General features: G+C 65.4%; 30 protein-coding genes and 1 riboswitch. Of the genes, 16 read left to right on the top strand and 14 right to left on the bottom strand.

The window, feature by feature from the left end:
- Positions 1-387 precede the first annotated feature (387 nt).
- The 3 genes from ACX80H_RS00420 (at position 388) to ACX80H_RS00410 (ending at position 2045) form a co-directional block, all read left to right on the top strand.
- Complete coding sequence (locus tag ACX80H_RS00420; protein WP_459310467.1) at positions 388-1161, top strand: GAF domain-containing protein; 774 nt, start codon at positions 388-390, stop codon at positions 1159-1161.
- A 329-nt stretch (positions 1162-1490) separates the two neighbouring features.
- Entirely contained in the window at positions 1491-1841 is a 351-nt protein-coding gene (locus ACX80H_RS00415) for a hypothetical protein (protein WP_459310466.1), read from the top strand.
- Positions 1842-1880: 39 nt separating this feature from the next.
- The gene (locus ACX80H_RS00410) at positions 1881-2045 is read left to right on the top strand and encodes a hypothetical protein (RefSeq protein ID WP_459310465.1); all 165 of its coding nucleotides are present in this window, start codon (positions 1881-1883) and stop codon (positions 2043-2045) included.
- Positions 2046-2067: 22 nt separating this feature from the next.
- Here ACX80H_RS00410 and ACX80H_RS00405 read toward each other — a convergent pair whose 3' ends face one another.
- The gene (locus tag ACX80H_RS00405; RefSeq protein WP_459313328.1) at positions 2068-2922 is read right to left on the bottom strand and encodes a LysR family transcriptional regulator; all 855 of its coding nucleotides are present in this window, start codon (positions 2920-2922) and stop codon (positions 2068-2070) included.
- Positions 2923-3014: 92 nt separating this feature from the next.
- On the opposite strand from ACX80H_RS00405, the gene ACX80H_RS00400 reads away from it, so the two are divergent.
- A complete protein-coding gene (locus ACX80H_RS00400) occupies positions 3015-3884 on the top strand; it encodes an EamA family transporter (RefSeq protein ID WP_459310464.1) in 870 nt (289 codons plus the stop codon).
- A 180-nt stretch (positions 3885-4064) separates the two neighbouring features.
- Here ACX80H_RS00400 and ACX80H_RS00395 read toward each other — a convergent pair whose 3' ends face one another.
- On the bottom strand, positions 4065-4673 hold the full coding sequence (locus tag ACX80H_RS00395; RefSeq protein WP_459310463.1) for a DUF1349 domain-containing protein: 609 nt from the start codon (positions 4671-4673) through the stop codon (positions 4065-4067).
- Between the two features lie 145 nt (positions 4674-4818).
- Between ACX80H_RS00395 and ACX80H_RS00390 the strand changes: the two genes are divergently transcribed.
- Positions 4819-5169: a hypothetical protein gene (locus tag ACX80H_RS00390; RefSeq protein ID WP_459310462.1), complete on the top strand. Its 351-nt coding sequence runs from the start codon at positions 4819-4821 to the stop codon at positions 5167-5169.
- An 84-nt stretch (positions 5170-5253) separates the two neighbouring features.
- On the opposite strand, the gene ACX80H_RS00385 is transcribed toward ACX80H_RS00390, so the two are convergent.
- A complete protein-coding gene (locus ACX80H_RS00385) occupies positions 5254-5994 on the bottom strand; it encodes an alpha/beta fold hydrolase (protein WP_459310461.1) in 741 nt (246 codons plus the stop codon).
- Between the two features lie 73 nt (positions 5995-6067).
- On the opposite strand from ACX80H_RS00385, the gene ACX80H_RS00380 reads away from it, so the two are divergent.
- The 4 genes from ACX80H_RS00380 to ACX80H_RS00365 all read left to right on the top strand — a co-directional run bounded on the left by ACX80H_RS00380 (position 6068) and on the right by ACX80H_RS00365 (position 8136).
- Entirely contained in the window at positions 6068-6766 is a 699-nt protein-coding gene (locus ACX80H_RS00380; RefSeq protein WP_459310460.1) for a helix-turn-helix transcriptional regulator, read from the top strand.
- A gap of 60 nt (positions 6767-6826) precedes the next feature.
- Complete coding sequence (locus ACX80H_RS00375; RefSeq protein WP_459310459.1) at positions 6827-7042, top strand: GNAT family protein; 216 nt, start codon at positions 6827-6829, stop codon at positions 7040-7042.
- Positions 7043-7087: 45 nt separating this feature from the next.
- Positions 7088-7582 (top strand): GNAT family N-acetyltransferase, encoded by a 495-nt coding sequence (locus tag ACX80H_RS00370; RefSeq protein WP_459310458.1) that lies wholly within the window; start codon positions 7088-7090, stop codon positions 7580-7582.
- Between the two features lie 77 nt (positions 7583-7659).
- Positions 7660-8136 carry a GNAT family N-acetyltransferase gene (locus tag ACX80H_RS00365; protein ID WP_459310457.1) on the top strand — a complete coding sequence of 159 codons (477 nt, stop codon included), beginning with the start codon at positions 7660-7662 and terminating at the stop codon, positions 8134-8136.
- A 349-nt stretch (positions 8137-8485) separates the two neighbouring features.
- On the opposite strand, the gene ACX80H_RS00360 is transcribed toward ACX80H_RS00365, so the two are convergent.
- Together ACX80H_RS00360 and ACX80H_RS00355 are read right to left on the bottom strand one after the other, a co-directional pair.
- Positions 8486-8782 (bottom strand): hypothetical protein, encoded by a 297-nt coding sequence (locus tag ACX80H_RS00360; RefSeq protein ID WP_459310456.1) that lies wholly within the window; start codon positions 8780-8782, stop codon positions 8486-8488.
- A gap of 45 nt (positions 8783-8827) precedes the next feature.
- On the bottom strand, positions 8828-9442 hold the full coding sequence (locus ACX80H_RS00355) for a DUF2306 domain-containing protein (RefSeq protein ID WP_459310455.1): 615 nt from the start codon (positions 9440-9442) through the stop codon (positions 8828-8830).
- Positions 9443-9801: 359 nt separating this feature from the next.
- Between ACX80H_RS00355 and ACX80H_RS00350 the strand changes: the two genes are divergently transcribed.
- Positions 9802-10329, top strand: coding sequence for a GNAT family N-acetyltransferase (locus ACX80H_RS00350; protein WP_459310454.1), 528 nt, complete (start codon positions 9802-9804; stop codon positions 10327-10329).
- A 39-nt stretch (positions 10330-10368) separates the two neighbouring features.
- On the opposite strand, the gene ACX80H_RS00345 is transcribed toward ACX80H_RS00350, so the two are convergent.
- From ACX80H_RS00345 to ACX80H_RS00335, 3 genes are all read right to left on the bottom strand, one after another.
- Positions 10369-10992, bottom strand: a complete 624-nt coding sequence (locus tag ACX80H_RS00345) for a hypothetical protein (RefSeq protein WP_459310453.1) — start codon at positions 10990-10992, stop codon at positions 10369-10371.
- Positions 10993-11265: 273 nt separating this feature from the next.
- The gene (locus ACX80H_RS00340; protein WP_459310452.1) at positions 11266-12249 is read right to left on the bottom strand and encodes a serine hydrolase domain-containing protein; all 984 of its coding nucleotides are present in this window, start codon (positions 12247-12249) and stop codon (positions 11266-11268) included.
- Positions 12250-12580: 331 nt separating this feature from the next.
- Positions 12581-12895, bottom strand: coding sequence for a hypothetical protein (locus tag ACX80H_RS00335; RefSeq protein ID WP_459310451.1), 315 nt, complete (start codon positions 12893-12895; stop codon positions 12581-12583).
- 465 nt (positions 12896-13360) lie between these two features.
- A riboswitch (SAM riboswitch) is annotated at positions 13361-13473 on the top strand.
- A gap of 37 nt (positions 13474-13510) precedes the next feature.
- Here ACX80H_RS00335 and ACX80H_RS00330 point away from each other — a divergent pair.
- A complete protein-coding gene (locus ACX80H_RS00330; protein WP_459310450.1) occupies positions 13511-14131 on the top strand; it encodes an AmiS/UreI family transporter in 621 nt (206 codons plus the stop codon).
- A gap of 96 nt (positions 14132-14227) precedes the next feature.
- Complete coding sequence (locus ACX80H_RS00325) at positions 14228-15481, top strand: acyl-CoA dehydrogenase family protein (protein WP_459310449.1); 1254 nt, start codon at positions 14228-14230, stop codon at positions 15479-15481.
- 50 nt (positions 15482-15531) lie between these two features.
- On the opposite strand, the gene ACX80H_RS00320 is transcribed toward ACX80H_RS00325, so the two are convergent.
- Complete coding sequence (locus ACX80H_RS00320) at positions 15532-15750, bottom strand: hypothetical protein (RefSeq protein ID WP_459310448.1); 219 nt, start codon at positions 15748-15750, stop codon at positions 15532-15534.
- A gap of 231 nt (positions 15751-15981) precedes the next feature.
- On the opposite strand from ACX80H_RS00320, the gene ACX80H_RS00315 reads away from it, so the two are divergent.
- On the top strand, positions 15982-16449 hold the full coding sequence (locus tag ACX80H_RS00315) for a DUF7793 family protein (RefSeq protein ID WP_459310447.1): 468 nt from the start codon (positions 15982-15984) through the stop codon (positions 16447-16449).
- A gap of 34 nt (positions 16450-16483) precedes the next feature.
- On the opposite strand, the gene pgsA is transcribed toward ACX80H_RS00315, so the two are convergent.
- From pgsA to ACX80H_RS00295, 4 genes are all read right to left on the bottom strand, one after another.
- Positions 16484-17104: a phosphatidylinositol phosphate synthase gene (pgsA, locus tag ACX80H_RS00310; protein ID WP_459310446.1), complete on the bottom strand. Its 621-nt coding sequence runs from the start codon at positions 17102-17104 to the stop codon at positions 16484-16486.
- Positions 17104-17715 (bottom strand): HIT family protein, encoded by a 612-nt coding sequence (locus ACX80H_RS00305; RefSeq protein WP_459310445.1) that lies wholly within the window; start codon positions 17713-17715, stop codon positions 17104-17106. The genes pgsA and ACX80H_RS00305 overlap by 1 nt, the downstream gene beginning before the upstream one ends.
- A complete protein-coding gene (gene thrS / locus ACX80H_RS00300) occupies positions 17715-19709 on the bottom strand; it encodes a threonine--tRNA ligase (RefSeq protein ID WP_459313326.1) in 1995 nt (664 codons plus the stop codon). The genes ACX80H_RS00305 and thrS overlap by 1 nt, the downstream gene beginning before the upstream one ends.
- A gap of 224 nt (positions 19710-19933) precedes the next feature.
- A complete protein-coding gene (locus ACX80H_RS00295; protein ID WP_459310444.1) occupies positions 19934-20236 on the bottom strand; it encodes a chorismate mutase in 303 nt (100 codons plus the stop codon).
- A 160-nt stretch (positions 20237-20396) separates the two neighbouring features.
- On the opposite strand from ACX80H_RS00295, the gene ACX80H_RS00290 reads away from it, so the two are divergent.
- The 3 genes from ACX80H_RS00290 (at position 20397) to ACX80H_RS00280 (ending at position 22462) form a co-directional block, all read left to right on the top strand.
- Positions 20397-20654, top strand: a complete 258-nt coding sequence (locus ACX80H_RS00290) for a mycoredoxin (protein ID WP_459310443.1) — start codon at positions 20397-20399, stop codon at positions 20652-20654.
- A 93-nt stretch (positions 20655-20747) separates the two neighbouring features.
- On the top strand, positions 20748-21833 hold the full coding sequence (locus tag ACX80H_RS00285) for an S-(hydroxymethyl)mycothiol dehydrogenase (protein WP_459310442.1): 1086 nt from the start codon (positions 20748-20750) through the stop codon (positions 21831-21833).
- Positions 21833-22462 carry an MBL fold metallo-hydrolase gene (locus tag ACX80H_RS00280; RefSeq protein ID WP_459310441.1) on the top strand — a complete coding sequence of 210 codons (630 nt, stop codon included), beginning with the start codon at positions 21833-21835 and terminating at the stop codon, positions 22460-22462. Before ACX80H_RS00285 ends, ACX80H_RS00280 begins: the two co-directional genes overlap by 1 nt.
- A gap of 51 nt (positions 22463-22513) precedes the next feature.
- On the opposite strand, the gene ACX80H_RS00275 is transcribed toward ACX80H_RS00280, so the two are convergent.
- The gene (locus tag ACX80H_RS00275) at positions 22514-23248 is read right to left on the bottom strand and encodes a lipoate--protein ligase family protein (protein WP_459310440.1); all 735 of its coding nucleotides are present in this window, start codon (positions 23246-23248) and stop codon (positions 22514-22516) included.
- Positions 23249-23285: the final 37 nt, after the last annotated feature.

Raw genomic sequence — 23285 nt, 5'->3', positions numbered from 1 at the left:
TCCGCAGTCCGACAGCGAGGCCACGATCGGGGGGAGGCAAGGCGGAGGAAATGGCGGGGCTTCCTGACTGAGACCGGAACCAGAGCGCTCGTGCCGCCGCTCCGAAGGTGAAAGAGCTATGCCTTTCGCCCTGAATGTAGTCCGTCCCAGACAGGGCGTCCAGTGACCACACCGATCCCAGCAACCACAGCAGTCGCTCCAATCCCTGCCGTTCATACTGGTCCCCGTGACCGAAGGAGAGGGCTGATACTGTTCGGGGCGCGGCCCGTCCTGCGGCACGAGACGTGCTGTTGCTTGGGCGTACTGGTTCAATGAACAGGTTCGCTGTCAGGCAGACGGCGCCGGCGAGAGCAGCAGAGTATGGGCAAGGAAGGTGGAGGTATCGGAATGCATGGACGCCCACAGCGTGCCCTGATGCTCCAGGCGATCTCTGTGGCAGCACTGACGATCGACACCATCACGGACCGGTACCTCGCCTCGGGCGGGACTGCGTCCCCTGAAACCGTCAGCAGGTATCTGAATGGCCTGGCCGACCTGCCGTCCCGCGAAAGCGATCTCCTCGCCGATACCGTGAACGATCTCGGCCAGAAGTCACCGGCACTCCCGGTTCCCTATCTGGCGGAAGACACCGCTGACGGTTCTCCTGAACGATCACGACGCGCTCTCGGAGCCGCCGGCGCATTTCTGTTGTCCGACTCCGAACAGGAACAGGCGCGCATCGACGCCGTCGCCCGCACAAATCTCCTCGACACAGTTCCCGAGGAACGTTTCGACCGCATCACCCGCACCGCGCAGCAGCACTTCCGCGTCAGCACCGCGATCGTCACCCTCATCGACGACAAACGGCAATTTCTGAAGTCCGTCGTCGGCCCGGTGGAGCAGAACATGCCCAGGGCCCGGTCATTCTGCAACACCACCATCCGGACCCCTGATCCGCTCATCGTTCGCGACACCTTCCACAATGACCACCTTCGATGGAGCCCGCTCGTTCTCGGAGAGCCCTTCATCCGCTTCTACGCCGGTCACCCGCTTCGGAGCCCTGACGGCTGGATCGTCGGCACCCTTTGCGTTATCGATCAGCACACACGCACCTTCTCAGAAGCAGACGAACAGTCCCTGCGTCGCCTCGCAGAAATCGCCGAACACGAACTCGCCGTCTGACCTCTCCGCGGACGTCGAGCCGGCTGACTGTTATTCAACCTACCCCCGGTCAGTGAACATCTGACTGCATCCGCTGCAGTGAGCGCCGCATTCTGCAGGTCAGTTTCCTGCTCACCAGGAGCACACGCTCACCACATGGCAGCGCCCGATCGTTCGGTCAAAGGGTTCCTCAATGCGACGGGGCATGCTCCAGCGGGCTGTAGCGTCGGCGAAGGTGCGTTGATCCGGCCTGCTCCGTTGGTTCATGATCGACCGCTTGATGAGCCTGCAGGTGCTGCTCATCCTGATGTTCCATTGTTAGGGGACGAGCCCGGGCGTACTTTATCTGCATGGATCAGACCCTTCAGCATCGGTTCTCGATCGTGCCGATTATCGCCCTGGGGATGGTCCTGGGTGGTTGGGCAGCTTTCCTCATCGTGGACCGGGTCGGTTTCATCAGTGAGGCAGCCGAATACGCCTCGACGCTTTTATGGTTGGTCGGGTGGGTCGCGATCGCGTGGGCACTGATGCTCGTGGGCGCCCAGTTCGTGCACTTCGGCCTACTCGTCCGCACCCGTGGGCCGATTGCACTGTGGGATGTCTTTCTTACTGGAGCTACAGCTTTACTCCTCTACATTGTGATCGCTGGCCACCCACTGTGGGGGGAGGGAACAGGATTCGGAGGCCAAGGCTTCGCTTAGAGAGAGGCCACGAATCTCAGCCGGACCGTGTGTCCGTCGATGCTCGTCGAACTCAACGCCAGGGTCACCATCTCCAGTGAAGCCCGACGACGGTTCGCCACCGAGCTCAACATCGGAGCCCTGGCCGTTATAGCGACCTTCGAACTCATCCGACGCAACACCACACCCACAGCCACACGCTTCACCGGAACAATGCACGCGTGAGGATGCCGTTGCGCGCAGGCTTCTAGTGGGGCGGTTGGTAGAGGTTCGCGAGGAGGCTGATGATGTCCTGCAGGATCGCCGGTGGGTCAGTTCTCTCCCAACCGACATAGATGGGTACGGGTGGTGCGTCGCGGACGGGCCGGTATGCGAGGCCTTGGCGGCGGTATTGGTGTGCTGTTGATTCTGCGGTGACGCCGCGGGCCGCGCCGCTGCTGATGAGGGTGAGCCAGTCATCGACGTCGTTGGTGGGGATAGTGCGTTGTGGCTGGCCGTCCTCAGGCCAGAGGTCGAGTTGAGTGCTTCCGGTTCGATGATCGACCGCCAACGATGATTCCGCTACCTGGGCGAGGGTGACGGTGCGTTTGGTGGCCAGCGGGTCATCGACGGACATCGCGCAGTAGCGTTTTTCCGCACCGATCAGGGCCAGCTCGAGGTTCACTGCTTCGGGGACGCGGCGCAGGATCGCCAGGTCACTGGTTGCCTCATTCAGTCCTGCGGTCGGGGTGTTCGTCCGGACCAGGCGCAGCTCATGGTGCGGGAGGGCTGCAGCCCATCGGCGTTGGAACTCAGGGGTGTGCTTGCCGAGGGCGGACCACGCGTACCCGATCCGGATCGTGCTCACACTGGCCAGTGCTTCCTGGCGTAGATCAGCGACGACGGCCAGGACACGGCGGGCACGCCGCAGGACCCGCTCACCGGCGGGGGTGAGTTCGACGCTGCGGGTGGTGCGGTGCAGCAGCCGGACCCCGAGGACGGATTCCAGGGCTGCGATATTGCGTGAGACAGCGGTCTGGGAGATCCCGAGCTCGATTCCCGCATCGGTGAACGTCCCCGTATCGACGACACTGGCGAGGGATCGAAGGTGACGCAGTTCCATATCCACGCCTCCAGCCTATCCATGCGTATAGCGCATCAACACGAGCATTCATGCATTATGCGCAGCGGAACAGCGGTGGTCAGACTTCCAGGATGACGACGATCAAGCAGACAGGCAGTGACCGGACGACTGGTATCGGGGTTGCTTTAGGGGGTGCGCTTTCGAACCAGCTTGGGGCGGCCAGCGGGTCCCTGGCCTTTCCTGTCATCGGGCCCGTCGGCGTCGTCGCCGTCCGCCAGGTCATTGCCGCGCTGATCCTGATCCCGGTCGTTCGGCCGAGGGTGTGGCAGTTTACCCGGGCGCAATGGTGGCCGGTGGTGCTCCTGGCCGTGGTATTCGGGACCATGAATCTCACCCTGTACCTGGCCATCGAACGCATCGGTCTCGGGTTGGCGGTAACCCTAGAGTTCTGCGGACCCCTCGCAGTAGCCCTGCTCAGCTCCCTGACCAGGACCAGTGCGTTTTGCGCCCTCATTGCAGGAGCGGGCGTCATCGCGATCACCCGCCCTCAACCGACCACCGATTATCTGGGCATCGGGTTCGGGCTCATTGCCGCATGTAGTTGGGCCGCGTACATACTGCTCAACAGGACCATCGGGCACCGCATCCCCGGGGTTCAGGGCACCGCCACGGCCACAGGGATCTCGGCCGCCTTGTTCCTGCCCATCGGCGCCTGGATACTCGTCACCACCCGCCCGGAGGCGTCCACTGTGCTCTACGCCGTCGGCTCCGGCGTCCTGGCCTCCACGATCCCGTTCGTGGCAGACCTCATCGCCCTACGCAGGATCCCAGCGAGCCTCTTCGGGACGCTCATAAGCATCAACCCTGTCCTGGCCGCCCTCATCGGAGCGACACTGCTCCACGAACACCTCGGCACCATCGAATGGGTAGGCATAGCCCTCATCGTCACCGCGAACACCACAGCCCTCCTCCTCCCCAGCAACCCACCACGACCCGAATAAGGACCACGTAATCCTCGGAGGTGTACCGGTCAAAGGCGTTGCTGACTATTCCCGCAACCGATGGGTGCAAGCGCTGCCAGAGCGTCGCACCCACCGCCTGCAGTCGACCTTCGGCGGGACGTACGACGGCTGGCGATTGTTTACCGTTCGTGGCATGCCCTGCAGACAGGGGCTGTGGCTCTAGTCGTGTCCCGGGTGCAGCGTCGCGTCTGCATCGGTTTCGACCCATCGGGTGAAGGTGGTCTTGAGGTCGGCCCGAGTGGGAGAGGCGCAGAACGGGCCGGCTTCGGCACTCGCGGTTTCGTCAAGAGGGGCGACGCGGACGAGCCGGAAAGGCTCATCTCCAGCGCGGGCTCTGATGGTGACGGCGTTACCGGCCCTGCTGAGGCGCACTGTGATTTCCCGATCGATCCACTCAGGGACAGGTGCTACCGACCAGTCAGAGACCCCATGTGTGACGACGGCCCCAACCTGTGGGATTCCGTCGGACACCTCTACACCGGCTTTGATCCATTCGGATTCCGAAACGTGAAGATAGATCCCTGCCTGGTCGAACTGCTCGGTGTAATCCAGAAGAAATGAGACCTCCATCGCCCCTTCTGCGGGCAGCGGTGCCAGCAAGGCATGCGCGCTGTCATGGACGAAGCCATACGAGGTGTGCCTCCAGGCGTCACTGTTCTCCGCTGCGGTTACCTGCAGAGTCCGACCATCAGCGACCACATCTACGGGCGGGTTGCGCCACGTTCCCCGGCTCCAGTCATTGTGAGCTTCTCCGGTTGCTGGTGTCACGTCATATCCCCCAGCTCGATCGCTCGATTCGTAAGCTTTATTCAAGCAGTGTCACATCCGACGCAGCGGCGAGGGTTCACTGACCGATCGGCTTAGGGGCAGTCGAGTCAGGCGCTGGCAGCTTTGAGGTCTCTATCGTGAGCACATGAACGAATTGAAGTACGTGCGAGATGTGAAGCGACTCGTTGAGCCCATTTTCGAGTCGATGCTCAGCCCCACAGAGCTGGAATCGTTGACGTTTCGGCTGGAGTGGGTCGCCGACGGCGCGAATGGCAGAGAGCTTCCCGCCGACACCATCATCAAGACGAATGACACTTGGGTCAGGTGGCAGGTGCTCGGCGAGGAGGGCGGATCTGGCAGTCTCCGCCTTGACGATGGCGTAGACGCGCTCGTTCGTTCTGTGCAGAGCGAGATTCAAGACTTCATTGCGGAAAGTTGTTTCGGGTGGGGAGAGCTTCGAGTCCCCCGTGACCTGCCCCGGCCGGCTACGTTCTGACCGCAACCCGCTCGTTGCTGGCACTTGATGAACGGACAGGGGCCAGCCGGATTTGGCTGACCTCTCTCAGGTCGTACGTGCACTTCAGTTGGTTCGGTATGCCGCTGACCGGATGGCTTTCGCGAGGTCGCGGGGACGGCTCCACATGGGCCAATGGCCCGTAGGGAGGTCGATAAAGTCCAGGTGCTCGAGGCTCGCGACTTCGGCAAACATTGGATGGCCTGCACGGGTAAGCTCCAGCACCTGCGCGCTCGGGATCGAGCAGCACACCAGGGTGGTCCTCACACTGCGGCGGGCATCGTTCGTGAGCTCGACGGGCTGACGAAGCACGGGACCGGGTTCAGGGACGGCGCGGGCCCGAAAGCGCTCGAGGACCTTTGCGCTCAGGCCTTCGAGGCTCGCCTGCTGAGCGAGGACGTCGAAGGACGGCAACGGAAGCTCCTCCAACTCCTCCGAAAGGTTCGAGGCGAAGGCGCTTCCCGACGCCACAGGGCCGGAGTCGACCCATACCACCCGGCGGACGAACTCAGGGTGCCGGTCAAGGACGAGACTGACGGGGGCGTTCGCACCACTGTGAGCGACGAGAGTTGCGGGCTGATCCTCGGAGGCCCCGGCCCGGATGAGGGCGTCTATGATCGCTGCGGCTTGATCATCGAGGGTCTTCGCCGCACGCTCGGGATCGTCCCCGTCGAGACCTGGCAGCGTCATCGCGATTGCATGAGAGTAGTCAGTTGCTAGGTGTTCAAGCACTTCATCCCACGCCCAGGCGCCCAGCCAGTGGCCGGCGATGAGAAGGATGATGGGACTGGTTGTCGTGGTTGTCATATGACTACCCTTGCAGGCGCCATGGACAAGGCCATGTCACCATTTGTGTCATGAACCTGTCGGAGTTTGAGCTGTGAAGCGAGTCGAACGGCTCCATGCAATATCCGAGATGCTGCGCCGCAATGGATCACGGGGCTGCTCCGCCGAGCGTTTGGCGAGCGAGTTCGCGGTGTCCGTGCGAACGATCAAAAGAGACCTCACGGCGTTGGAGAACAGCGGCGCGCCCGTATGGTCGCGCCCAGGTCCGGGCGGTGGTTACGGCTTGGCCGCAGGCGCGTCCTTGCCGCCTGTCAGCCTGTCCCCAGCGCAGGCCGTGGCGCTCATGGCGGCCGTGTCCGCTGCACCGGATACCCCCTACGCCGATTTGGCAGCTGCTGGTGTCCAGAAGATCTTGGACGTCCTCGATCCAAGGACCCGAGCACGAGCCGATGAGCTCGCTGGCCGCGTCTGGGTCAAAGCGTGCCCCTCCTCCTCGCGCACCGTCAGGTCAGCGCTGGAGGAGGCGATGGCCGAGCAGCGGGTGATCCGCATCCGCTACACGTCGAGAGACAACACCGTCACCAACCGTGACGTCGAACCCGTGCTGTTCGCCTCCGCGAACGGCCAGTGGCACCTGGTCGGCTGGTGCCGACTGCGCAACGCAATGCGCTGGTTCACGGTGTCGCGCATCGAGCGGGCCACCGTAACCAAGACGGCCTGCAGCGGTCACACCATTCACGAGGTCGGAGAACCTCCGGCAAACGCCCGACCGGTGCACGGTCGAGACAAGTAAGTCAGCCAAGCAACCTCTCCGGTCAGTACACCTAGGGAACCTTGATCGTTAGTCTCGACTATGACCGGATTCCCTCAGGTGCCTCACACGGTGCTCGACACTACTGATGTGGTGGAGGAAGCCGGCATCGTGATTCCTGAGCTGTTCGGAATGAGCACTTTGATCGCTCGTGTGGATCCGGGCAATGTACCGTCGGCTCGCATCCTGGTCCGCCGAGGCTTCATACGCGGCGCATCCGAAGCCGGCCTCGATCAGTGCGCACGGAAGAACACCTGACCGGGCCGTGCACAGTACAGAACGGGATGTCGAAACGCTCATGGAATGGGGGTTTACTATCCTTTTTCCATGACATGCACCATCCAACTCGCCGATTTTGAGGACCCCGCACTCGAGATCTTCCTGCGTGCCCATTTGGCGGATATGGCACCGGAGTCTCCTGAAGAGAGTCAGCACGCGCTGGACATGCCCGCCCTGCGACAGCCGGGCGTCCGGCTTTGGGTCGCTTTGTACGAACGGCGGATTGCAGGCACGTGTGCATTAGCGGTGCTGGAGCCAGGGCACGAGGAGCTCAAGAGCATGCGGACGGAGCCCGAGTTGCGGGGGCAGGGAATAGCGTCCAAGTTGCTGAATCACGTGCTCGCGGATGCCCGAGCACGTGACGTCGGACGTATTTCGCTGGAGACCGGAAGCATGGGCTTTTTTGCGCCCGCCCGAGCACTCTATGCCAGGCACGGATTCGAGCCGTGCCCGCCCTTCGGCTCCTACACGGGGGATCCGCACAGCTCGTACATGACGCGCGCAGTAGCGCCCGCTTGAGGATCGCTCAGTCGGACGGAGGTTTACTGGTGTGCTGTCCTCGGTAGGCTCGAAGAAAGACGCTAGGCGGGGGCAGCATGACTGACGAGATTCGGATTCGGCACTGTGTCGACGACGATGTTGCCGCATTGGAAGCGACCGAGCCGCCGGGAGCGGGCATCGCCCGCAATCTCTTGAAGCACCAGACCGCCGGCACCATTGTCTATGCAGCAGCCTGGCGTAATCACCAGCCGGCCGGGACCGTCGTGCTGGATCTCGCTGCCGATCACACACCGGAGCTGAAGCACCTCTTTGTGCAGGAGTCTGATCGCGGTACTGGCATAGGGACAGCTCTGTGCGCTTGGACCGAGTCCTGCGCTGCGCAGGCGGGGTTTGGCAAGCTCTATCTTAGGGTCGGCACCGAGAATGACGGTGCGCGTCGGCTTTACGAGCGCTTGGGCTTCGCTCCTACGGGACGAGCGACAACGACGACCTACCAATACGTCGATGCTGACGGGCAAAAGCAGTGGGCGACCGAAACCGACGACGTCTTCGAGAAGGCACTCATCAGCTGAGCTCCCTCGCGTGGCGGCAACGATGCGGTGCGGCCGACGATCCCTGGCTGGGACTTCTCTAGTGCATCCCGTTGACATGCAACCGAGCAAGCTCGAGTGGAGAAGTACCCTCGCGGAGGTCATGGGGCTGCTCAATGATCTAGATCCGTACAGCCTCGCGCCTGGCACCGCAGACGGTGCACCGCAGGACGAGTACGAAACCGAAGCGAGCCCTATAGCCGGCATGCTGCTCAACAGCGGGTCAATCAGTAGGAGCCAGGTAGACGCAATTTGGCAGGATTGGTTCCAGGAGGACACTTCTCATCTTTGCTACTAACACCAACGAACACCGACGTCCATATACCGATCCTCATTTTGCTTGCTCAAGGCTTGTTTGAGGAGCGTGGATGCTTTGCCATGCGAGATTGGCCTGGGCGAAGTGCTGGGCGTAGCAGCGGCCTTCTGCCTCCGAGGTGACGGAAGCACCTGAGGTGTTGTACGTGATCACCTCGCCGGACTTGTCGACCGGTTCCAGGGGGTGACCGACGGCGGTCATGCCCTGCGAGTACCGGTCGAATTGGGCGTGGTACTCCGCCTCGCCGACCTCAGCATCTGCCAGCGCATCGGTTTGCTCCGGCGATGGTGCGGGAGGAACGGTGCGGCCCACGACCGACTGCTTTCCTCAACCGCAGCCCTGAACATGACCGCGTAGCTACCCGGTCAATGCGGGAGTGCGGCGCAACCACCATTCGCCCACACATACGTGCATCGTGAAGGCAAGCCAGAACGCGACGCCGAACATCATCGTATCCGGTGTTGCAGGGGTCGTTCCACCGGAGATTATCTGCTCAGCACCTTCGAAGATTCCTACCCAGATCCTGATGGTGCCGATCCCAATGCCGACGGCGAACGCGCGGATCATCCAGCGTCGGTGCTGGCGTACGTCATTGCGCCGAATCGCCCGGAATGCGAGCACGAGGCAGGCCAGGAACCAGCAGCCGAATACGATCGTCGCGGCTGCCTCGGGTGCACCTCCCCAAGTGTGGGGCACACCGAAGAGGAGCGCGAACAGTCCGCCGACAAGCGCGCAGGTGACGAGTACACGTCCGAGCCGCCGGTGCACGTGATAGTGCCGGGTGCGAAATCGCTGCGACAGCTGCAACGGCGCCCCCAGGAGATAGACGACGCCCGGCGCTATATGGAGGTAGGCGAGCCATGGGAGGGCGACGTATCGCGTGGCGAAGTCGTCGTCAGGGGTGCTGCCCGCGAGGATGTGGGGCCAGTCGACGGTCACCCGGATCACCACGAAGATCAGCACAATGGTCACCAGCGCACCCATCGACACCGCGGCGCAACCTACAAGCTTCGGGCGCGCGGTCGTCACCTTCTCCGTCACCAGCGGAGCTTGGCACAGCGTGGCCTAGCGGTCAATGCCCGACGGTCGCGTAAGGGCGATCGTTGCGCCACGAGGCGGTCGAGAGGGACCCGATACTCGACGCTTCCGAGTGCCCTTGGAAAAAGACGGAGAGATAGCGCAGCCGCCCAGTTAGACGGCTGCACAAAAGACAGCGACTGCACTCAATATGTTCCCCCAAGCGAGCATCCTGTCTCACGAGGTGACAAGCGTCCATGCTCCCCCTATTGAGGCATGGTTCAGCACACATTTCATGTGCGAAAGTTGAGGTCATGACCTCACGGATCCGACTCGTTGAATCCGGTGATGACGAAGCACTGGCAGAGTTGCAGGTACGCAACCGAGACTTCCTGGCACCCTGGGATCCTGTCCGAGGCGACACCTTTTTCACCGTAGCCGGCCAGCGGGCCGACATCGAAGCAGCACTTGCCCGCCATGCGCGAGGCGAGTCAGCGCCCTGGGTCGTTCTAAACGATGACGGTGCGATAGCCGGCCGATTGACGCTCAGCGGCATCGTCCGTGGTGCGTTCCAGTCGTGCAGCATGGGGTACTGGCTGGCGGAGGATCAGACAGGTAAGGGTCTGGCCACAGAGGCCGTCCGAGCGGCAGTTGCGTTCGCTTTCACTCAGCTGGAACTCCACCGGGTGCAGGCCGAGACTTTGGTCCCAAATGTTGCTTCTCGGAGTGTCCTGGTCAAGACAGGCTTTGAACAGTACGGACTTGCACCCAAGTACTTGAACATCGCAGGCAGTTGGCAGGACCACCTGATGTTCCAGCGCTTGAACGACAGCATCCAGTAGCGGATCGGTTTGTCAGCAGCCAGGCGGTTCCGGTTCAGGTCATCGTGATTTGCGGCCGGTATACGACGCAAGGATCAGAACCCCGGTGACCACGGCCCCTGCAGAGGACCACGTCGCACCCCAATCGCCCTGAGGCTGAAGCAGAACCAGCACGACGAGTCCCACCGACAGGACCAGTCCAACAAGCTCCGGCATGTTCCGGCTGACAGGCAGTGCATCAAAGTACAGCCTCGCCGCCGGTACCAGAGGTAGAAGCAGGGCAACCGGATTCGGCAGATAAACGCTCAGGACAAACACCAGGGATGCGGCTGCGTACAGACCCACGAACCCCAACACCTCGAGGGCCTTCTTCTGGGACCGGTATTCGCCCCAGCGCCTACGCAGCAAGACCCACGCCGGCAGGCCCACCAGCCAAAAAGCCGCCCAGTACCCACCAACCACTACCGAGAAAACGGTCAGAGAGACCCCGGGGGCCACGCACCCCGCTACCAGCTTTCGTGACACGTCGCGCCACACCGGTGCGAGCAGCACGGCGCATACCAGGATCTGAGCCGCAATAGTTATGGGAAAGGCCCAGAAGTCGGGCACCATGGCGAGTCCACGCATCAAGAAAACCCCGAAGATACCAACAACAGCAGCCACAACGACCACCAGCGATGACACGGCCCACAGACTCCCGCTTTGTTGCCGGGTGTCGTTATGTGCGAGGTCCATCCCCGCAGTATTGCAGTCCCACCGCTGGGAACTCGTGAGTTAGTACCTCGCGAGCCTCTCCGCTCAGGGATCGGCTCACGGGCGATCGTGAGTTCGTGCAGGGTGCGGCTTCTTGTCCGGGAGAGGTAGGCAATGAGGGGCAGAAGTATGGGCACAAACGATGGATGGTTGCGGATCCTGTCAGTCCGCCGACCGGCTATCGGTAGATCAAGTGCAGCCTCGTCAGTCGAGGACTGCCGATCCGCTGGCTACGAGTTCCTCGAGGAGGCGAAAGCCCGGCCGATCCACTGCCCCGCGCCGCGCGGACAGCACGGCTACACCGATGCAGGCTTCCCGGTCGATACCGATCCAGCTGCTGAATCCCCCAGTCGCGCCGTTGTGCCACGTGATTGTGCGGCGGCGGTACGGCAGAGTGATCCACGCGGCACCGATCCGGACCCCCGGGGAGAAATCTGCAACGGGTTCGAGCGCGGTGACCCCTGGAGCAGTTTGATCCAGGATCGACCGCAGGAGGCCACCTATGGTGACGATGCTCGCCCGGATGCCGCCGGCGGGAGCCAGGGCCTCGCCGACCCACGGCTCGACCAGGCGGCCGAGCCGGGAGGTTCCCCGGAGGTCGACGTCGTGAAGGTCGTCTTGACGCGACGGCGTCGAATACCCGGGGCCAAAGACATCTCGGAGGAGTCGGCCGTACCCGCGCCCGTCCGCACTCGCGGTCGCGTGCCCGAGAAGTTGAAACCCGAGGTTCGAGTACCGAGGCCGCGCCGACCCTACGCGCACGTCCCGCGTCTGCTCGAGGAGCTCAGCGAGGGTCTCGCCGTACGGATTCCGTCCGTGGATCGAGAACGCCAGACTGCGACGCAGAACGGACATCCCGGGGGCCAGGCGTGGGAGGCCGGATCGGTGGACGGCCAGCGAGCCGAGAGGCACCGCGGCCACGGGCCCGAAACCGTCGAGAGGAAGCAAATCCCCCAGCGTCGTCGTCGGTGAAACTACGCCGCGCTGCAGCGCGTCGGAATACAGCATGCCGGTAAGCGCCTTCGAGACCGACCCGATCTCGAAGGTGCACTCCACCTCCGTCCCCGCAGTTGCGACGAAGACCCGGCGCGAAGAGGCGACCGCGATCGCCACCGGCCACGATGGGCGGAGTAGCCGCTGGGCCGGGCCGAGCAACTCCGCGTCCCCTGTCCACTCCCATGGCTGCATGAGATCCTCCTCTGGATGCCGAACACTTCGCTTCAGGTCAAGAGATTGTCAAATTGAGTTGACGCACCCTCCTCGCTGAACGTAGTGGACGAAGGCCTGCGGCGTCAACATATATTGACGATTCGCGTTGGTGCGCCTTCTGGGTCATTAGTTCCGTAGGAGCGGTTTTTCGAGGCTGCGCGGGCGGGCTTGGGCGACAGTTCCTGCATCTCCTATTCGGCGGACACGTCCACCGCGGCTCCGGAACTCTCCGTGATCACCGGGAAATCATGCACACCAGCGGCCACATCGCGCGCACATCGTGAGTCGGGCAGAAGGAAGCTCGCGGGAATCAGTGTGTGTCCGAGGTTAAGTCCTCAGTGGTTATTGCTTGTTCGCTTGCTTCCGCCTGACGGATAACCAGGGAGGTCGTGATGAGTACGGCTGAGAGCACCGCGCACGGCACCAGCAGGATCAGGTAGGTCAGCGACACCAGCGCAGCAATCGGAGCTGATTCCCAGACGTCGGGAAGCGGCATGAAGCTCAGACTGTCTCCTACACCGAAGTTCCTGTTGAGGAATGGACCCAGAACGAGCAGAGCTATGGCAGCGATGCCGAACCTTGTCCCAAATTTCATCGTTGACTTTGCCGATGTTGCAGCGGACATTTCGCTCCTGACGTTCGGGTCGGTCGGTAGGAGTTCGCACCATTGGATGCATTTGCCTTGGTCCGAGGACGAGCGCAGTCTGCAGCGGCATCAATGACGTGACGAGGCCGCCCTTCCGTCGGGAACGCACGCAGGAAAGCGGATCCGGTCCATACACCGTTGCTCGGCCTGATCGCCCACCTCACCCGCCGGCTTCGCACTTGGTACAACATATGGGAAGCCGAGAGATTGCATCAAAGCGATTGGAACTCGCCCGAGGACGACGTCCCGTGGAGAACAGGCGGGACGCTGGGACGCAGCATCGGTCACGAACAGCTGTTACGACTCCGATCTCCACGAGTGGGTGCTCGTCCGGGACCTCTCGTCGTCCGTCACCGACCGCTCCGTCATACGGCGTCACGCAGCGTCAAAGCTCGCCCTCGTGCTGGAAACCGCCCCGGTCCAGCCCCTAGTCTCGTACCTACAGATCAAGAGTTCCAACGCGAAGCCCTGGCTCGTTGGACGGCAACCCCCTCCGTGGCGGGGTGCCCCAGGTGAAGATCCGGTCCCGCGCATCAGCGCCGGGGCAAGCACGGCGCGGGCCTCGGGGCTCCGCGTCCCGTCGACGGGACCTCCATGTCGTACATCTGCCTCCTCCTGTCCGGAGCGGCCCTCCTGATCAATGGTCTCGGCCTCCTCGGCCGGGTCACCTCCCGCGACTCCGGGTTCTTCAACCTGGTGATCGGAACCCTCCAGCTGGTGATCGCGACGCTGATCGCGTCCGCAGGTGCTGCCGATCCCGCCACGATCGGCTCGGCGAGCGGCATCTTCCTCTTCGGGCTCACCTACCTCTACGTGGGGTTGGGCTCGGTCGCCGGGTTGGGCGCAGCGGGGGTCGGATGGTTCTGCGGGCTCGTCGCCGTACTCGCCGTCGTCTTCGCCGGCACCGCCCTGGACGACGACCCGGTCAGCTCGGTGCTGTGGCTCGCGTGGGCGGTGCTGTGGGGGCTCTTCTTCCTACTTCTGGCCTTCGATGCAGCGCACCTGGCCCGGATCACCGGCTGGAGCGCCATCCTGGTGGGCACGGCCAGCACCGTTCCTCCGGCCGTCCTCGGACTCAACGGCGCCTGGCCGGCCGGCTGGACCTCGGCTTTCACCGTTGCCGGAGTTCTCGCGGTGCTGTTCGTCATCGCCGGTGCCGTCAGTTCCCGCCCGGCGAAGGTGCCGGCAGCCCCGCAGGTCGCCGTCCCCGCCTGACAACGCCCCAGCCGTACCCGTCCCGACACCTCCCTCCATTCCGCTTCCATCCCGCTTTCATCCCGTTTTCATCCCGCTTCCACCGAAAGGCCGACCATGACGACGCTGACCCATACCCCTCCAGGCACCGATGCGGAGTACGAGTTCCTCGCCGCCCGCTTCCGCCCGCTGTTCGCCCGCATCGCCGAGGGCGCATCCCGCCGCGAGCAGAAGCACGAGCTCCCCCGCGAGGAGATCCGTGTACTCATTGACGCCGGATTCGGGGCACTGAGGGTCCCCGTGTCCGCGGGCGGCTCCGGCGCCTCACTGCCCCAGCTGTTCCGCCTCCTCACGGAGCTCGCGGCCGCCGATTCGAACATCCCGCAGGCCCTGCGCGCCCACTTCGCCTTCGTGGAGGACCGCCTGGTGTCCACGGGAGCGCAGCGCGAGGTGTGGCTCAAGCGCTTCGCCGACGGCGAGATCATCGGCAATTCCTGGACGGAGGTCGGCACCGTCACCATCGGAGACGTCATCACGAAGGTCAGCCCGGACCCGGACGACGCCGGCAGCTTCCGCATCAGTGGAACGAAGTACTACTCGACCGGCAGCATCTTCGCGGACTGGATCGACACTTTCGCGCAGCGCACCGACAACGGGGTCAAGGTCATCGCGGTGGTCAGCACGCACCAGCCGGGGGTGACCCACCGGGACGACTGGGACGGTTTCGGCCAGCAGACCACGGGCTCCGGCACGTCCACCTTCGACCAGGCCCGGGTCGACGCCGTCAACGTCATCGACTTCGACACCCGGTTCAAGTACCAGACCGCGTTCTACCAGGCAGTGCTCCTCGCCGTCCTCGCCGGCAGCATCACGGCCGCCGAACGGGACGTGGCCCGCGAGGTCCGGAACCGCACGAGAATCTTCAGCCACGGCAATGCGTCGTCGTTCGCGGCGGACCCGCAGATCCTGCAAGTCATCGGGGAGGTCTCCGCGGCAGCGTATGCGGCGGACGCGACCGTCGAACGGGCCGCCCGGTCACTGCAGCTCGCGTACGAGGGCGCTTTCCTCGGGGACGAGGTCGAGGACGAGCGCCGCAACGACGTCGCCGAACTCGAGACAGCGAAGGCCCAGGTCGTCCTGTCAGCGCTCGCCACCCGCGCGACATCCGATGTCTTCAACGCGCTCGCCGCCTCCGGCGTGAGCACTGCGAAGAACTTCGACCGGCACTGGCGCAATGCACGCACGGCCGCCAACCACAACCCGTGGGTCTTCAAGGCGAGGATCATCGGCGACCACTCGGTCAACGGCGCCGTCCCGCCGCGTGTCTGGTCCATCGGGGCCGCACCGGTCCCCGCTCTCGAGAAAGCCTGAGGAGGTGCGCGCCCGCGGTCCGCGGCGCGCACACGGACCTCCGGGTGCCGTCACCGCGGCGTCCGCCGGGCCCCCATCCGATGTTCGACCGGGCGGGCATCACGGCGGTCGAGTTCGTCGAGGACGGAGTCGAGCGCAGCGGCGGGCCACGGCGGGGAAGGGGGCCCCGTCGGCGGAGTGGGATGGCCTGCTGCCCCGCGCTGCAGCAGCAGCAGGTCCAGGTCCGAGACGATGTGCAGGTCGGGGAGGAATCCTGTCAGGTAAGTCATGGCGTGTCCTGTCCGGAGATCGGTCTGGGTGCTTCCTCCCTTAGACGGGGCTGAAGCGCCGGAATCATCGGTCCCGAGCACGAAGGGTGCGCGGCACAGCGCGGGGGCCGATTCGGGTCATGGCTCCGGCGGCGGCTAGAATGGTGCTCCCCCGGCGATCCGTCTGGTCTCACACGGTGTACGGGAGTCGGTTCGGGGGGACCCGACCCGACGAGACCGCCGAAAGTCCCCATGATCAGCACCGAGACCAGCACCGACGCCAGCACTGACATCCCCCGCCCTTTCCACCTCACCCGGCTGGCACGGTGTGCCGTGCGCCTGAGGCTCGGGCAGGACTCCGTGATATCGGAGTCGGACGCGATCGCGATCCTTCAACAGTGCTTCGACCTCACGGGCCGGCGACAGTACGTCCTGTACTTCGAACTCGACAAGGTGTCCTGTATCTCGTCGGGCGCCCGCCGCGTCCTCACGACGGCCCGCGACGTCCTCGCCTGCGCCATGGTCGGTACGGAGCCGATGGACCGCATGCTGGCGGTACCCTACGAGCAGGCCGACTACCCGTCGGAGTACTTCACGGAACGGAGCGCCGCGCTCGAGTGGCTGTCGCTCATGCATGACATCCTGTGTGCCGATCCGGTGGAACACGCGATGAGCCTGACGGTCGAGCGGGACCCCTTCGCCCGCCGCCGGGCTTCCTGACGGCTGCGGGACAGCAGCGCCGCAGGAAAGCCCGTCAGGACGCGGGCTTCGCCGCCAGCGACTGCCTGCGGACGGCCCTGACCCGCTGGTAGACCGTGACGAGACTCGCCGCCGCCAGGACCACGAGGACGACCAGCAGGACTCCCTCGGGCAGGCCGAGGCCCGTCAGTCCCGTGACGACCAGGACGGAGACGAGGCGCTCGGCGCGCTCCGCCAGCCCGACGTTCGCCGTGAAGCCGAGCGACTCGGCCTTCGCCCGGGCGTAGGAGACGATCATGCCGAGCACGAGGCAGGCGAGTGCTGCAATCGCGATGGCCGGGTTCTCCCCGCCCGTGAAGAACCAGATGGCGACGCCGGTGAACAGCGCCCCGTCCGCGATGCGGTCGAGCGTCGAATCGAGGAAGCTACCCCAGAGTCCGCCGTGGCCCCTGAGGCGCGCCATGATGCCGTCGACGAGGTCGGAGAACACGAAGAGCGTGATGAAGACCGTGCCCCAGAACAGCTGGCCGAGCGGGTAGAAGACCAGCGCGCCGGCGGCCACGCCGATGGTGCCGGTGATGGTCACGGCGTCGGGCGTCACGCCCCACTTGAGCAACAGGCGGGCCAGCGGTGTGAAGAGGGCCGTGAAGAAACCGCGCGCATACCTGTTGAGCATCAGGACGCCGATCCCGCAGCTGTCCCCGAGGACGGCCAGGCCGCCGCGACCTGCTCGCGGACCTCACCGAGCGTCTGGGTGATCGCCTTGGTCTGCGCGATGATCGGCAGGAAGTTCCCGTCCCCGCCCCATCGGGGCACCACGTGCTGGTGCAGGTGAGCCGCGATGCCCGCGCCTCCGGTGGCCCCCTGGTTCATGCCCAGGTTGAAGCCCGAGGGATTGGACACCTTCCGCAGCACGCGCATGGCCGTCTGCGTCAGGGCGGCGATCTCCGCGGTCTCCGCTTCGTCGATGTCCGTGTAGTCGGGCACATGCCGGTAGGGGCAGACCAGGAGGTGGCCGGCGTTGTAGGGGAACAGGTTGAGCAGCACGAAAGCATGGGTGCCGCGGTGGACGATGAGGGCTTCCTCGTCGCTCTGCTGAGGCGCACGGCAGAACGGACAGGTCTGCTCCGACGTGACCTGCTCCTGCCCTCCCTTGATGTAGGCGAGGCGGTGCGGTGTCCACAGTCTCTGGAAGGCGTCGGGCACGCCCGCCAGTTCGAGATCGTCCGTCACCGCGGCGTCGCCCGCGTAGGGGCCGTGCCCGCCCGGATTGTCCGCGTCCTCCATCAGACCGTGGCCTCCCGGCTGCGTACCGCCTCCACGATCCGCCGGACCGCCTCATCGACCGGCACCTGGTTTTCCTGGCTGCCGTCACGGAACCGGAACGAGACGGCGTTGGCTTCCTGGTCCTCGCCGCCCGCGATCAGCACGAACGGCACCTTTTCCTTGCTCGCCGTCCGGATCTTCTTCGGGAAACGGTCCGACCCGGCGTCGACCTGCGCGCGGATGCCCTCGGCCTTCAGCTTGTCGACGACATCGAACAGGTAGTCGTTGAACGCCTCGGCGACGGGGATGGCGAGCACCTGCACGGGTGCCAGCCAGGCGGGGAAGGCTCCGGCATAGTGCTCCGTGAGCACGCCCATGAAGCGCTCGATCGATCCGAACAGCGCGCGGTGGATCATGACCGGGCGCTGACGCGAACCGTCGGCTGCCTGGTACTCGAGCTCGAAGCGCTCGGGCAGGTTGAAGTCGAGCTGGATGGTCGACATCTGCCAGGTGCGTCCGATCGCGTCACGCGCCTGGACGGAGATCTTCGGGCCGTAGAACGCGGCTCCCCCGGGGTCGGGTACGAGCTCCAGTCCGGAGGACTCGGCGACCTCCGCCAGGGTGCGCGTGGCTTCGTCCCAGATCTCGTCCGAACCGACGGACTTCTCCGGGTTGCGTGTGGAGAGTTCCAAGTAGAAGTCCTCGAGGCCGTAGTCCTTGAGGAGGCCGAGCACGAAGTTGAGCGTCCCGGTGAGCTCGTCCTTCATCTGCTCACGCGTGCAGTAGATGTGGGCGTCGTCCTGGGTCATGCCGCGCACGCGCGTCAGGCCGTGGATGACGCCAGACTTCTCGTACCGGTACACGGAGCCGAATTCGAACAGGCGTAGCGGCAGTTCGCGGTAGGACCGCCCGCGCGAGCGGAAGATCAGGTTGTGCATGGGGCAGTTCATCGGCTTGAGGTAGTAGTCCTGCCCCGGCTTGCGTACCGTGCCGTCCTCGTTGAGCTCCTCGTCCACGTGCATGGCGGGGAACATGCCGTCCCGGTACCAGTCGAGGTGCCCGGAGACCTCGTAGAGGTGGCCCTTGGTGATGTGCGGCGTGTAGACGAACTCGTAGCCGGCATCGGTGTGGCGCTGGCGCGAGTAGTCCTCCATGGCCTTGCGGATGATGCCGCCCTTGGGATGGAACACCGGCAGCCCGGAGCCCAGCTCGTCCGGGAAGGAGAAGAGGTCCAGCTCCGTGCCGAGGCGCCGGTGGTCGCGGCGCTCGGCTTCGGCCAGGCGCTCCTGGTAGGCCTTGAGCGCGTCCTTGGTGGGCCACGCCGTGCCGTAGATGCGCTGCAGCTGCTTGTTCTTCTCGCTGCCGCGCCAGTAGGCGGCAGCCGACCGCGTCAGCGCGTAGGCGTTGGAGATGAGCTTGGTGTTCGGCAGGTGCGGGCCCCGGCAGAGGTCCTGCCAGACGACGTCGCCGGACTTGCGGTCCACGTTGTCGTAGATCGTCAGCTCTCCGGCGCCGACCTCGACCGACGCCCCGTCCTCCTCGGTGGCCCCGCCCTTGAGGCCGATGAGCTCGAGCTTGTACGGCTCGTCCTTCATGGCCTCGCGGGCCTCGTCCTCGGACACGACCCGGCGCACGAAACGCTGGTTGGTGTTGACGATCTTCAGCATCATCTTCTCAAGCTGCTTGAGCTCGTCGGGCGTGAAGGGTTCCTCGACGTCGAAGTCGAAGTAGAAGCCATCGGTGATGTACGGCCCGATGCCGAGCTTGGCACCCGGACGCAGCTGCTGCACGGCCTGGGCCATCACGTGGGCTGCAGAGTGGCGCAGCACCTCGAGGCCGGCCGGGTCCTCCAGCGTGACGCCCTCGACGGAAGCACCCTCGGGCAGTTCCTGGTCGAGGTCCCTGAGCTCTCCGTCCACGCGCATCACGACGACGTCGCGCCGTTCACTGAACAGCTCGGTGCCGGTGGTGCCCGCCGTCGCCTGCTTCTCTTCGCCGTCGACGACGAGTTTCATGGGCTGGGGCGCTGACACGGGCGGTCTCCTCGGTGCTGGGAAAAATTGGTCGCCCCGAACGGGCGTGACGGGACCCGGCAAGGGCCGGGACCGCCTTGCTGATCGTATCGGGTGGGCGCAGGGCCGACCAACACCCCTCGGATCGACGGGCCCGATGGACGGGTGGATCGACGGACAGATCGACGGGCACATCGACAGGACGGAGGCCACCGGCGCTGTGCAGGTCAGCCTTCCCGGCGGACCCTCATCTCGAACTCGATGAACGCGGCGATCATCGCCCGGTACGTCTCCTCGACGACCGTCGGATCCACGCCCTGCTGCGACGCGTAGCCGCGCACATTGGTGATGACCTGCTCCACCCGGGCGGGGGCGCGGACGGAGGCGTCGTCATGCTTCAGGGCACCCGCCCGGCGGACGAGGCGCTCCCTGCGGGAGATGAGGGACACGATCTGCTCGTCCACCTCGTTGATGGCGACACGGACGGCCGCCAACTGCTTCACGTTCTGCTCGTCGTCTGCTTCAGCCATGGCGGAAGCCTACCGCTGCCGCCTGCAGTCGCCACCTGCCGCGGGGAGGAATGCGGGGAGGAATGGCACCGCCTCCTGCAGTGTTGAGTACCATGCGGGCCGATCAGCTGCCCGCGTATCGACACGTGCGGCATGTGCGCACGCAGATTTGAGGAGCACCGTGGACTACACGCCAGAAGCCGGATCCATCACCATGTTCTCGACCTCCTGGTGCGGGTACTGCCGGCGCCTGAAGTCTCAGCTCGATGCACAGGGCATCGGCTACAACGAGATCAACATCGAGGAGGTCGAAGGCACCGCGGAGCTGGTCGCATCCCTCAACGGAGGCAACCAGACCGTCCCGACCGTGATCTTCCCGGACGGCAGCACAGCCACCAACCCGTCCGCCGCCGAGGTCCGGACCAGGGTCGCCGTCTAGCCCGGACGCCCTCCGCGCCGGTCGTTCCCGCCATATGCTGGGAACGGTGGCCCGTTCCCGGGCCGCTGTTCCCAGCGGAAGGACAGCGAAGACATGGTGCATAGAGTTCAGGGCGTCGTGGTGCGGGCGAAGGATGCCCCCGCCGCCATCGAGACCATCCTAATACCCGATCCCGGACCGGGCGAAGCGCTGGTCGATATCCTGACGTGCGGCGTCTGCCACACCGACCTGCATTACAAGCAGGGCGGCATCAACGACGAGTTCCCGTTCCTGCTGGGCCATGAGGCGACCGGCGTCGTGAGCGCCGTGGGCGACGACGTCACCACCGTCGCACCGGGCGACCGCGTCATCCTGAACTGGCGGGCCGTCTGCGGCGAGTGCCGGGCGTGCCGCCGGGGTGAGCCGCAGTACTGCTTCAACACCGCCAACGCCACCCAGAAGATGACGCTCGAGGACGGCACCGTGCTGTCCCCGGCCCTCGGCATCGGCGCCTTCGCCGAGAAGACCCTCGTGGCGGCGGGCCAGTGCACCAAGGTCGATCCGGCGGCGGATGCGGCGGCCGTGGGCCTCCTCGGGTGCGGCGTGATGGCGGGTATCGGAGCAGCGATCAACACCGGCAACGTCTCCCGGGGTGACTCGGTCGCCGTCATCGGGTGCGGTGGCGTGGGCATAGCCGCCGTCGCGGGGGCCCGGCTCGCCGGAGCCACCACGATCATCGCCGTCGACATCGACGACCGGAAGCTCGAACTCGCACGGGGCCTGGGCGCCACCCACGTCCTGAACTCGAAGGACGAGGACCCCGTGGAAGGCATCCGGGCCCTGACCGGCGGGAACGGAGCCGACGTCGTGATCGACGCCGTCGGACGGCCCGAGACCTACAAGCAGGCGTTCTACGCGCGCGACCTCGCCGGAACGGTGGTGCTCGTCGGAGTTCCCACCCCCGAGATGACCATCGAGCTCCCGCTGCTCGACGTCTTCGGCCGGGGCGGAGCACTGAAGTCCTCCTGGTACGGCGACTGCCTGCCCAGCCGGGATTTCCCCATGCTCGTCAGCCACTACCTGCAGGGCAACCTCGACCTCGACGCCTTCGTCACCGAGCGCATCCGCCTCGACCAGGTCGAGGAGGCCTTCGCGAAGATGCACGGCGGTGCGGTCCTCCGATCGGTGGTGGAGCTCTGATGGCGGCACGCGTGGAGCACCTCGTCACGTCGGGCACGTTCTCGCTCGACGGCGGCACGTGGGACGTGGACAACAACGTCTGGATCGTGGGTGACGACGAGGAATGCGTCGTCATCGACGCACCCCACGACGCCGCGGCGATCCTCGACCAGGTGAACGGGCGGACGGTCCGGGCGATCCTGCTGACGCATGCCCACGACGACCACATCCGCGCCGTCGGCGACCTGTTCGACGCCGTCGGAGCGCCGATCCACCTCCACGAGGGCGACCGCGAACTCTGGGACAGGGTGTACCCCGAGCTGAGCCCCGACCAGTGGATCCGCGACGGCGACACGATCGACGTCGCCAGTGTCACGCTCACCGCGCTGCACACCCCGGGTCACTCCCCCGGCTCGGTCTGCTACCTGCTGCCGGAGGCAGGCACGGTCTTCACGGGCGACACGCTCTTCCAGGGCGGACCGGGCGCCACGGGCCGCTCCTACAGCGACTTCCCCACCATCATCGAGTCCATCCGCACCCGGCTCCTGACGCTGCCGCCGGAGACCATCGCGCGGACCGGCCACGGGGACAGCACCACCATCGGCGACGAGGCTCCGCATCTGGAGGAATGGATCCAGCGCGGACACTGATCCCCTGGGCCGGTCGCCGGCGTCCCGCCGCTCCTCCCCGGCGCCCCGCCGTCAGGAGCGGCGGGATGCCGGGCCGAGGCGCACGGTGGTGGCATAGGCCGCCAGCAGGGCGTCCTCCACGACGTCGACCGTCACGCCGCCGGCCAGGTCCTGTGCCGCTCCGGCAGTGGCCGGCCGCCACTCGAGCCCCAGAGCGGCGTAGGCGTCGGTGAGGACGGCGCGGAGGGGCTCCGAGTCCTCTACGACGAGAACCGACGAGAAGAGCCAGGCGCCCGCGACGACGCGCTGCGCCGTGCCGACGAGCTTCACGGCCGGGACGCCGTCGGCCCGCCCGTGGACGGTGAATTCACCAGGGCAGTACTCCCCCGGAACCTCGCCCACGTGCGCGTCGAGTCCGACGCCGGTGAGTATCCCGGCGAAGAACTCACCGAACGCGGCGAAACGGGCCCGCGTGCCGGCGACGGGATCAGCGGCGGGTTCGAGGTGGTCGACCACGAGGCAGCCCCGGTGGTAGGCAGCGGCGCGCCCGCCTGCCCGCCGCACCAGCGGGACGAAGCCGTGCTTCGTCGATACGGCGCACGCCTCGCCGAAGCCCGGCAGCCGTGCGTCCCGCTGCCCGAAGGCGACCGTGGGACTCGGGCGGTACAGGCGCAGCGTCGGGGGCCTGCTTCCGACGGCGACGTCGCGCAGCAGCGCGATGCCACGCTCCAGTTCTGCGGCCGCGTCATCCGATGCCGGGTCGAGAACGAGCGCCAGCTCGGCAGCGCCATGCCATGGAGTGCTCATCCATCCATCGTAGGCAGGGCCCGGGAGAAGCTGCGCC

The organism is Arthrobacter pasteuri (assembly GCF_054510955.1).
This window is presented reverse-complemented; position numbering and strand designations above follow the sequence as displayed.

Excerpts from the sequence above, each read along its gene's own strand:
- ACX80H_RS00315 (WP_459310447.1), top strand. The coding sequence starts at position 15,982 with ATGATCAGCACCGAGACCAGCACCGACGCCAGCACTGACATCCCCCGC.
- ACX80H_RS00340 (WP_459310452.1), bottom strand. The coding sequence starts at position 12,249 with ATGCAGCCATGGGAGTGGACAGGGGACGCGGAGTTGCTCGGCCCGGCC.
- ACX80H_RS00295 (WP_459310444.1), bottom strand. The coding sequence starts at position 20,236 with ATGGCTGAAGCAGACGACGAGCAGAACGTGAAGCAGTTGGCGGCCGTC.
- ACX80H_RS00370 (WP_459310458.1), top strand. The coding sequence starts at position 7,088 with ATGGGGGTTTACTATCCTTTTTCCATGACATGCACCATCCAACTCGCC.
- ACX80H_RS00350 (WP_459310454.1), top strand. The coding sequence starts at position 9,802 with ATGACCTCACGGATCCGACTCGTTGAATCCGGTGATGACGAAGCACTG.
- ACX80H_RS00275 (WP_459310440.1), bottom strand. The coding sequence starts at position 23,248 with ATGAGCACTCCATGGCATGGCGCTGCCGAGCTGGCGCTCGTTCTCGAC.
- thrS (WP_459313326.1), bottom strand. The coding sequence starts at position 19,709 with ATGAAACTCGTCGTCGACGGCGAAGAGAAGCAGGCGACGGCGGGCACC.
- ACX80H_RS00330 (WP_459310450.1), top strand. The coding sequence starts at position 13,511 with ATGTCGTACATCTGCCTCCTCCTGTCCGGAGCGGCCCTCCTGATCAAT.
- pgsA (WP_459310446.1), bottom strand. The coding sequence starts at position 17,104 with ATGCTCAACAGGTATGCGCGCGGTTTCTTCACGGCCCTCTTCACACCG.
- ACX80H_RS00400 (WP_459310464.1), top strand. The coding sequence starts at position 3,015 with ATGACGACGATCAAGCAGACAGGCAGTGACCGGACGACTGGTATCGGG.
- ACX80H_RS00280 (WP_459310441.1), top strand. The coding sequence starts at position 21,833 with ATGGCGGCACGCGTGGAGCACCTCGTCACGTCGGGCACGTTCTCGCTC.
- ACX80H_RS00285 (WP_459310442.1), top strand. The coding sequence starts at position 20,748 with ATGGTGCATAGAGTTCAGGGCGTCGTGGTGCGGGCGAAGGATGCCCCC.
- ACX80H_RS00385 (WP_459310461.1), bottom strand. The coding sequence starts at position 5,994 with ATGACAACCACGACAACCAGTCCCATCATCCTTCTCATCGCCGGCCAC.
- ACX80H_RS00320 (WP_459310448.1), bottom strand. The coding sequence starts at position 15,750 with ATGACTTACCTGACAGGATTCCTCCCCGACCTGCACATCGTCTCGGAC.
- ACX80H_RS00365 (WP_459310457.1), top strand. The coding sequence starts at position 7,660 with ATGACTGACGAGATTCGGATTCGGCACTGTGTCGACGACGATGTTGCC.
- ACX80H_RS00420 (WP_459310467.1), top strand. The coding sequence starts at position 388 with ATGCATGGACGCCCACAGCGTGCCCTGATGCTCCAGGCGATCTCTGTG.
- ACX80H_RS00305 (WP_459310445.1), bottom strand. The coding sequence starts at position 17,715 with ATGGAGGACGCGGACAATCCGGGCGGGCACGGCCCCTACGCGGGCGAC.
- ACX80H_RS00405 (WP_459313328.1), bottom strand. The coding sequence starts at position 2,922 with ATGGAACTGCGTCACCTTCGATCCCTCGCCAGTGTCGTCGATACGGGG.
- ACX80H_RS00325 (WP_459310449.1), top strand. The coding sequence starts at position 14,228 with ATGACGACGCTGACCCATACCCCTCCAGGCACCGATGCGGAGTACGAG.
- ACX80H_RS00375 (WP_459310459.1), top strand. The coding sequence starts at position 6,827 with ATGACCGGATTCCCTCAGGTGCCTCACACGGTGCTCGACACTACTGAT.
- ACX80H_RS00335 (WP_459310451.1), bottom strand. The coding sequence starts at position 12,895 with ATGTCCGCTGCAACATCGGCAAAGTCAACGATGAAATTTGGGACAAGG.
- ACX80H_RS00390 (WP_459310462.1), top strand. The coding sequence starts at position 4,819 with ATGAACGAATTGAAGTACGTGCGAGATGTGAAGCGACTCGTTGAGCCC.
- ACX80H_RS00410 (WP_459310465.1), top strand. The coding sequence starts at position 1,881 with ATGCTCGTCGAACTCAACGCCAGGGTCACCATCTCCAGTGAAGCCCGA.
- ACX80H_RS00415 (WP_459310466.1), top strand. The coding sequence starts at position 1,491 with ATGGATCAGACCCTTCAGCATCGGTTCTCGATCGTGCCGATTATCGCC.